This is a genomic window from Kitasatospora sp. NPDC048365 (genome assembly GCF_043200835.1).
In the GTDB taxonomy this organism is placed as follows: Bacteria; Actinomycetota; Actinomycetes; order Streptomycetales; family Streptomycetaceae; genus Kitasatospora; species Kitasatospora terrestris.
In genome coordinates, this window is record NZ_JBICYJ010000096.1 from 1 (window position 1) to 8145 (window position 8145).

Consider the following 8145-nt stretch of genomic DNA (forward strand, 5'->3'; position numbering starts at 1 on the left):
ATCCGCCGCTACATCACCTGGCGGAACAAGCACGCCGCCGACGAACGCCTGCGCGAGGTCGTCACCAGGGCAAACGTTGCCTGATGCGGCACTAGTGTGCAGGGCGGCGCCGCCGCACGCTGCGGCTGGGCGCTTCAGTTGGCCGGTTGAGCGTTGACCGTGCCGACCGGTCAGAAGCTCCAGCTGTAGAGGCGACCACCCGTGCTCACCGCAGACGCCGCGAGCCGGACCACCCCCTGCAGGACCGCCAGTAGATCATCGTCGGTCATATCGTCCCCGTCTGCAGACCTGAGTCGCGTGGTCCAGCGGCCTGCCAGCTCCTCCAGCTCGGCGGAGCTGGCGCCGGCCAATGCCCGGGTCAACCGCTGCGGCAGAGCGAACACCTCAACACCATCGTTCAAGGGGGGTGTGACCCACGCCGGCCACGGTCGCCACCCATGAAGCCGCTCAAGCGGCGGGGCCTCGGCCGAGGGCTCCTCGAAGAACATGTCCCACTCGGCGATGGCGCTGTCCGGCTCGATGAAACGGCAGGTCACAGAATCAAAGGCCTGACCAGGTCCCCGTAGGCGCGTCGCAGCGGCAGTCTCGTCGTCGGAAGCGAGGAAGAACACTATGTCGTGGGCCATCTCAGCATGATGGCAGCCGCCGAACTGACGCCGCTGACAGATATCGCGACCGGGTGACATCCATCTCGACGGGCCACAGCAAGCCGAACGCTCAGAAGCCGTTGTTGTACCGATTTTGGTGAGCATGGGTTCGAGTGCGGCGGCTCGGTCGGGCGATCTTCGGTCTGTCCGTGCATGAAAACAGGGCCTCTGGTGCAGCTCGGGGTTGTCGAGACCTTGAGCACACCGGGAGGCCCTAGCGACGGCATCCCGGCACCTTCACTGCCGAGACGACACAACACCTCGTCCCTGCAGCCGAAGCGTCGACCCCATACCTGACCAGCGCAAACGCACCCGCCACTCTCGGAAGGGCAGCGGCTTCTTAACTGGCCCGGACAGAAATCGTGTCAGAAGTCTGGTCTAGCTTTGGCCTGTGAACCACAGTAGCCTCACGGCCGGGGCGCCCCGCGAGCCTGACTTGCCGCCCTACCAGGTAGTCCTAGCAGAGACTGATTGGGGTTCGCTCCAGACAGCTTTCGGGAACGGTGAGTGCCTGCCCAAAGTCCTGGCACGGCTGCTGGAGCCTGATCCCAAGGTGCAGGTCACCGCTTTGTCGGAATTGAGTGAGTTGGTCGGCCACCAAAACACCATCTACGAAGCCACCGCCCCCGTCGCCATGTATGTCGCCGGCGTCCTCACCCACCCGGCGGCCATGACCCTTCGGCCGTACCGCAGCGTCCCCTTCCGCGCGACATTGTTGAACTGGTTGGTTTCCACGGCCTACGACGCCTCCGACGAGATTGTCGACCGCATCGAGCAGTACTTCCCTGGCTTCCTCACTCCCGGCAGCATCGTGGCGGCCTTCCGGGGCCTGCGCCCGATGCTTTATCGAGCCGTCGCGCCCTTCCTGCAGGACAGTCACGAGGACGTGCGCGAAGCCGCCGGCCTCGCCGCGCTCATCCTCGCCGAACACCCCGCGCTCGCCCAGCACCGCGATCACCTCGCCGTGCACGCGCGCCGCATCCTGGACACCAGCAGCGACGCCCCTAACCGGCGAATTGCCTGGAAGGCCCTCGAAGCATGGGGCCACGACGTCTCTGAAATTGAACCTTTTCAGGAGGAGCCCTGGGACTGCGGGCCACACAGCGATGGCCGCGGCGATCTCGAACCTCCCTTCTGATTGATAAGCGAACGGCCCACCGGCCCAAGGACGTGCGGCCGTTTAGAAGCAGTTGCCGTAACGATCTCGGTGAGCATGGGTTCGAGTGCGGCGGCTCGGTCGGGCGATCTTCGGTCTGTCCGTGCATGAAAACAGGGCCTCTGATGCAGCTCGGGGCTGTTGAGGCCTTGAGCACATCAGGAGGCCCTGTTGTCGCTGTCCTATGGCCTCGCACCGGCTGACGCCAACTCGGCTTCACCTGAGTGTGATTGCCTCGCCCATCAGTTCGGGAATGCCGGCGACCGACCGCACAGGCGACCGAGGTATCCGTCCGACATGAGCGATGCGGAGTGGGCCGTCGTGCGCGACGCGATGCCCGTCCCCGCCTGGCTGGAAGGCCGGGGCGGGCAGCCGGAGGGCTACTGCCACCGTCAGATGGTCGACGCAGTGCGCTACTTGGCCGCGGGCGGTATCACCTGGCGGGCGATGCCGGCGGACTTCCCCGAGTGGGATCGTGTCTACGCCTTCTTCCGAAGGTGGCGCGACACCGGCCTGGTCGCCGAGTTCCACGACCGGCTGCGGGACCGGGTCCGCCAGGCCGCCGACCGGGACCCGGAGCCGACCGCCGGGATCATCGACGCGCAGTCGGTCAAGGCCGCCGCATCAGTGCCCGCCGCGAGCAGGGGCTTCGACGGCGCAAAGAAAGGTCAACGGCCGCAAACGGCACATCGTGGTGGACACTTTGGGGCTGCTGTTGACGGTGATGGTCACCGCGGCCTCGGCCACCGACCGGGACGCGGGACAGGCGCTGCTAGCCCGGCTGCGTGAACGGCACTGGCGCATCAAGCTGGTCTGGGCGGACGGCGGCTACACCGGACGCCTGGTGGACCTTGCTCGCGACGCCCTGCGGATCGCGCTGACCGTGGTCAAACGTACCGACGACACCATGGGCTTCGTCGTGCTACCCAAAAGGTGGCTGGTGGAGCGGACGTTCGCGTGGTTGATGCGCTCACGCCGCCTCGCCCGCGACTACGAGGGCCGCACCGACACCTCGGAGGCGATGATCCGATGGTCGATGAGCATGGTCATGAGCCGCCGACTCGCCCGACGGCCACACTGAACATGCCCGGCTTCTCCTCCGCCAGCCAGCCCCGCGCGACGAGCCGCTTCGCCTTCGACCGCACCCCTTCCACCCTCGCCGGAACGGCTCCAGACCGAGTGCCACCGCGAGTTGCCGACAGTCCATCACCTCCCCACCGGCCCGGCTCCCACCGGTCAGCGCCTTCACGAGCCGCTGATAATCCGGCGCCAGCTCACCAACGCCGAGCCCTTCACACCACTGCGGCACCACGGAACCGGGCACCGCTACGGCCCGCGCCGGCCCCTCACCGGCCACCACAACCGGTGGCTCCTCCTCGCCTCCGTGAGGAAGAGACAGGACCTCCGCCACCGTCTCACGGGCGATCACGAACCGCTCCCACACGGCCTCCGCCTCTCGCAGCTCGACCTGAAGGCTCTCCACCCGCTGCCGAGCAGCACGTTCACGCTCCTCCAACAGCCCCATCACCGACGGCATCCCGGCACCTCCACCGCAGAGACGACACAACACCTCGTCTCTGCCGCCGAAACACCGACCCTATGCCTGACCAGATCAAACGCAGCCGTCACTCTCGGAAAGACAACGGCTTCTCAGCTGGCCAACTCAACCGCTCACCGGCCAACTGAAGAGCTCAGTCACACACGCGCACCGATCCCCTCCACCCAACTGCGGCACTACAGCTCGACGTCCATCCAGGCGATGTCGTTCAGCCCGACGTCGAGGCCGCGGGCGCGGTGGCCGTTGTCCTTGAAGTAGTGCTCGCGCAGGCCCTCGGCGAGGATCCGCTCCTGCTCGGCCTGGGAGGCGCCGGCGTCGCGGGCCGCGTACAGCCGCTGCGCGACCTGGCCGGGCATCTTCTGGGTGATGGTGCGCTCACGGGGGTCGTCGGTGGAGCCGCCGGCCGCGCTGTAGCCGAAGGTCGCCTGGATGTGCAGCATGAAGCCGTTCTTCTCCGCGTCGCGGCGCACCCGCTGCTTCACCCGCGGCTGCCATCCGGCGCGGACCTTGGCCTCGATGGCCTTCGCGGCGGCCGGCTTGGGGGTGCCCTGGCCCTTGAGCCAGCGCTGCACGGTGCGCTGGGAGACGCCGAGGTCGGCGGCAAGCTGCTTGGTGGAGCCCTTGGCGCCCTTGAGGAGGAAGCGCATCCGGGCGGGGACGGACTGCGGGATCGGCTTGGTGCGCTCGGCCCGCTCCAGGCCCTCGTCGATCTCCCGGCTCACTGTTCTCCTTCCCGGCCGCCGACGTCGGCGGCCGCTGCTGGCGGTGGTGATCGTGGGCGGGCGGCCCGCCGGGCAGGTACCGGCGGGCCGCGCGGGAATTACTCGTCGGCGGAGACGGCGCCGCCGGTCTTGATGTGCCGGGCCGGGTTGGCGTCGTCGGCGAGCAGCTCGGCGATCTCGGCCATCGGCCGGGAGCCCTCGAACTTGACCATCCCCGGCGAGACGCCGAGGCGCAGCGAGGTGGTGAGGGTGCCGTCGGGCGTGGTGAGGATGTCGAGTGCGCCGGGGCCGGGGGCGGCGAAGACGGCGCAGTCGGAGAGGACGGCGATGGCGTGAAGGCCGGTGTGGCCGGCCATCTTGCGGAGTTTGCGGTGGAGGTTGACGGTGGCGGTGTCGATGACCAGGGCGCGCATCAGCGGGTCCCAGGTCGGCCGCTCGAGTGCGGCCCAGCGCTCGCCGGGCTTGTAGCCGTGGCAGCGGGGGCGCTCGCGCATCTTGCCGATGGTGCCCTTGGCGGTCTGCTTGATCGCGGTGAGGACGGCGATTTCCGCCGGGTCCCCGGTCTTGAGGTTCGCCATGGCGTCCAGGAACGCCACCGGGTCGGTGTCCGCCAGGTTCAGCGGCACGCCGAGCGCGGCCATCGTGTCCAGGTACGCCTGCCGCAGGTGCTTGTGCCACGGGTCGAGGTATGGGCCGCTCTCGTGTCGCAGCCAGCCCTCGGTCGGCTGGACCCGGGCACCGAGCTCGACGGCGTAGGCGACCTTCACCGTGGAGTACCAGGCCGGGCCGGCCGGGCGGGAGCCGTCCGGGGTGAACGGGCTGGGGAGCAGCGGGTTGGTGTCGAGGCCGGACAGGTCGACCAGCCAGCTCCCGGGGATCTTCGGGTCGAAGTCCGGGTTCAGCTCGTGGACCGGGCCGGACAGCGGGAGGGTCAGGCGGCCGGCGGCGGCGAGGAAGGCCATGTTCACATCGAGGCCGACCGCGAACGGCGCCGCCTGCTCGGTGTCGGTCAGGTCGCGGTGCCAGTCCCACGCCTCCGTGACCAGCTCGCCGAAGGCGTCGCGGTCCTGGGCGAGCGGGTGCACGTCCGGGACCTCCGGCGGCGCCGGGTCGAACGCCGCCTTCGGGCGGGAGCCCTCCACCGCACCCGACGTCCAGCCGGCCTCGGTGCGCACCGCCTTCGTGGGCGGGCGCAGCGCGGTGACCAGCTCCAGACCGGACACGGCAGTCGATCCGCGCGGGGTCAGCACACGGGTCGCGTAGGTGCCCAGCAGCCGGGCGCGTCCAGGCCGTCGGGGATCTGCCAGCCGCCCGACGCGAGGGCGCCCCACGCCGGGATGCACAGCTGCACGCACTGGCGCTTGCCGTCCTCCGGGGTGCGGTAGACCCGCGCCCACGGACCCAGGCCCCGCTGGGTAAGCAGCCAGCCCGACTTCTCGACCTGCTTGACGGCCTTGTGCGACTTCGGGAGCTGGCCCAGGCGCTGCACGAAGTCCTTCTTCTCGTCCCGGCCCATGGCAGGCAGGCCGAGCTCGGCGAGGGCGGCATCCGTGAGCACGACCAGGGCGTCGCCGTCCTTGCCGTGCCGGTGCAGGCGCGGGGAGCCGAACCTGGACTCCAGTGCCCACTGGACGACGTCGGCCACCGTGCGCCCGGTCGGCGCAGTCGGGGCCTGGGTGCCGTCGGCGAGGTACGCGGCCAGGCCGCGACCGGACGGGGCGACGTCCACCACCGCGAGCGGACCGGCCGGGAACCGGGCAGCGGCCGCGGCCTCCCAGTCGGACGGGCTCTCAGCCTTGGCCGCTGCCGTCCTGGCCGGGGCCTTGCGCACCCGAGACGACGACGCCGGACGCGACGAGACCGGGCGGCGCGACGCAGCCACCGGACCGGCCGCGGGGGCCACCTGGCGGGGCGCAGCGACCGAAGCGACCGGCACCGACGACTCGGCAGGCGCGCCCGCGGCCGACTGCTCCGCGATCGGGGCGGCGGCCGCCGTCGGCTGCCCGGCCGGGGCGCTCGTGCACCAGCCGCCCATGTGGACCGGACGGCCCTGCGAGCGGTACGGCGTCGGCCGCCCGCACCGCACACACGGCTCCGGCGGCCCGGCGACCAGCTCACCGGCCGCCGTCCGGTCCAGCTCGACCACGACATCGGTGCTGGGCACCGGTGCGGGCGTGATCGGGGCGGGAGCTGTCACCGGGGCAGGCGCCGGGACGGCGGCGGCCGGCGAGGCGGGCTGCGGCCCGGCGGGGGCGAGGCGGGCGGCGATGCCCTCCAGCAGTCGCGCGTACGCCACACGGCCCTCGCCCTGCGGATCGCGCTGGCCCGACTCCCACGCAGCCAGGGTGCTGGTGCTGACGCTCAACGCCTTGGCGGTCTCCGCCTTCGTCAGCCCGTACTCGGTGCGCAGCCGCTCGCGCTCCGCGGGCTCGGGCAGCACCACCTGGCGGCGCGGCCCCGCGCCAAGGAGCGCGTCGATCGCGTCCGGCGCATCGGATGAGGTACCCGTCATTTCCACGTCCTCCCTCCTCGGGCGGTCTTCGTCAGGCCGCCCGGTACTGGCCTCGCTGCACCCGCACGACCCGGCCGGCCTTCAGGAGCCCGTCGATGTACACGGACGCGCCGTTGCTGTTCGTCTTCTTGCCCGCCCCGGTCATCGCGTCGGCGATCTCCCCCAGCGACATCGGCTTCTCCGACGCCTGAAGGATCTTCACGATCGCGTCCGCCTTGGTCAGGTCCTGAAGCGACTGCTCCGGAACCGGCGACACCTCGACGAGCTTGCGCAGCGCCTCCCGCTGCGCCTTCAGCCCCTCGATCCGCACACCCAGCAGGTCCCGGTCCCGCTCCGCCTCGCTGAGCTCGGTCTCGACCCGCGCAAGATCCTCACCATAGGAAGTCATGAAGGAACCTTAGCAAGTAAACCCTAGAATCTTCAAGCAGCCTAGATACAAATATCTAAGATTTGAAGATTCTTCCTCTAGGGGTCGAAGGACATCGGAGGCGCCGGCCAACCCGCAGCCGTCTCGGACAGGGGTCTCCCCACCACACGGACGGGGGTCTCCCCACTAGCCGGACATCCCTGAGAGGACGTCCTGCTCGAATGCGGGATATTTCATGGATTGTGACAGGTTATGACGGTTTCGCCCGTTGCTCGCTTGACGAGGTTCGAGATCATCGCGAGGCGGATCATGCTCTCGGAGTGCTCGGGTTTGGTCTCGTAGTCGCGGGCCAGTCGGCGGTGCATCATGATCCAGCCGAAGGTTCGCTCGACCACCCACCTACGGGGCACGACCGAGAAGCCCTTGACCTGGGCGTTTCGTGGGACGACGTCGACATCGATGCCGAGTTTCGCTCCATGCTCGATCGCCTGGGTCTTGTAGCCGGTGTCGACCCAGGCCTTGGTGATCGTGGGGTGCGACGCGGTGAGCTGGGTCAGGAGCTGCTTGCCGGCGTCGTTGTCCGAGACGCTCGCAGCGGTGACCATGACGAGTAGAAGCAGGCCGAGCGTGTCGACGACGATGCTGCGCTTGCGGCCGACGATCCTCTTGCCGGCATCGATGCCCTGAGTTTCGATTGGCACGCTGGGTGCGGTTTTCACGCTCTGGGCGTCGATCACGCAGGCGGTCGGTTCGGGGTCTCGGCCTTCCTTCTCCCGCACCAGCCGGTGCAGTCGGATGCCGAGCTTCTCGATCGTGCCGTCCGCGGTCCAGGCGCTGAAGTGCGAGAACACGGTGGTGTGGGGCGGGAAGTCGTGCGGCAGGTAGCGCCAGGCGATCCCGGTCCGGTTCACATAGAGGATCGCGTTCATCACCTCCCGCAGGTCGGCGACTTTCCCTCCGAGACCCAGCGAGGCCTTCTGCCGCTCGGCCCGCCAAGCGGTCAGCACCGGCTCCACCAGAGCCCACCGGGCATCGGACAGGTCGCTCGGATACGCTTTGCGCCGCGGCTCATTCGTCATAACTCAACTGCTACTGAACTTGATCGGGTGAAGTCGGAGCTGTTCACCTGACGGCGGCCGGTCCGCGCCGGTAGCCGTAGAGCGTGAGATACGCACAGGGCGGC

Annotated in this window: 9 protein-coding genes and 1 pseudogene; 4 read left to right on the forward strand and 6 right to left on the reverse strand. The window is 69.3% G+C overall.

Annotated elements, in window-relative coordinates:
- Positions 1-84 (forward strand): annotated as a pseudogene (locus tag ACGFX4_RS41030) (transposase); the annotation flags it as partial.
- Between the two features lie 86 nt (positions 85-170).
- Here ACGFX4_RS41030 and ACGFX4_RS41035 read toward each other — a convergent pair.
- Positions 171-626: a hypothetical protein gene (locus tag ACGFX4_RS41035; RefSeq protein WP_393086288.1), complete on the reverse strand. Its 456-nt coding sequence runs from the start codon at positions 624-626 to the stop codon at positions 171-173.
- Positions 627-1200: 574 nt separating this feature from the next.
- Here ACGFX4_RS41035 and ACGFX4_RS41040 point away from each other — a divergent pair.
- The 3 genes from ACGFX4_RS41040 (at position 1201) to ACGFX4_RS41050 (ending at position 2884) form a co-directional block, all read left to right on the forward strand.
- Entirely contained in the window at positions 1201-1785 is a 585-nt protein-coding gene (locus ACGFX4_RS41040; RefSeq protein ID WP_393086290.1) for a hypothetical protein, read from the forward strand.
- 351 nt (positions 1786-2136) lie between these two features.
- Positions 2137-2592 carry a transposase gene (locus tag ACGFX4_RS41045; protein WP_393086304.1) on the forward strand — a complete coding sequence of 152 codons (456 nt, stop codon included), beginning with the start codon at positions 2137-2139 and terminating at the stop codon, positions 2590-2592.
- Positions 2495-2884, forward strand: coding sequence for a transposase (locus ACGFX4_RS41050; RefSeq protein ID WP_393086292.1), 390 nt, complete (start codon positions 2495-2497; stop codon positions 2882-2884). The genes ACGFX4_RS41045 and ACGFX4_RS41050 overlap by 98 nt, the downstream gene beginning before the upstream one ends.
- 653 nt (positions 2885-3537) lie before the next feature.
- On the opposite strand, the gene tpg is transcribed toward ACGFX4_RS41050, so the two are convergent.
- The 5 genes from tpg to ACGFX4_RS41075 all read right to left on the reverse strand — a co-directional run bounded on the left by tpg (position 3538) and on the right by ACGFX4_RS41075 (position 8041).
- On the reverse strand, positions 3538-4083 hold the full coding sequence (tpg, locus tag ACGFX4_RS41055) for a telomere-protecting terminal protein Tpg (protein ID WP_393086294.1): 546 nt from the start codon (positions 4081-4083) through the stop codon (positions 3538-3540).
- Between the two features lie 98 nt (positions 4084-4181).
- On the reverse strand, positions 4182-5306 hold the full coding sequence (locus ACGFX4_RS41060; protein ID WP_393086296.1) for a hypothetical protein: 1125 nt from the start codon (positions 5304-5306) through the stop codon (positions 4182-4184).
- A gap of 20 nt (positions 5307-5326) precedes the next feature.
- The gene (locus ACGFX4_RS41065; protein ID WP_393086298.1) at positions 5327-6595 is read right to left on the reverse strand and encodes a helix-turn-helix domain-containing protein; all 1269 of its coding nucleotides are present in this window, start codon (positions 6593-6595) and stop codon (positions 5327-5329) included.
- 31 nt (positions 6596-6626) lie between these two features.
- On the reverse strand, positions 6627-6983 hold the full coding sequence (locus ACGFX4_RS41070) for a hypothetical protein (RefSeq protein ID WP_393086300.1): 357 nt from the start codon (positions 6981-6983) through the stop codon (positions 6627-6629).
- Positions 6984-7195: 212 nt separating this feature from the next.
- Positions 7196-8041 (reverse strand): IS5 family transposase, encoded by an 846-nt coding sequence (locus ACGFX4_RS41075; protein WP_393086302.1) that lies wholly within the window; start codon positions 8039-8041, stop codon positions 7196-7198.
- Between the last annotated feature and the right edge of the window lie 104 nt (positions 8042-8145).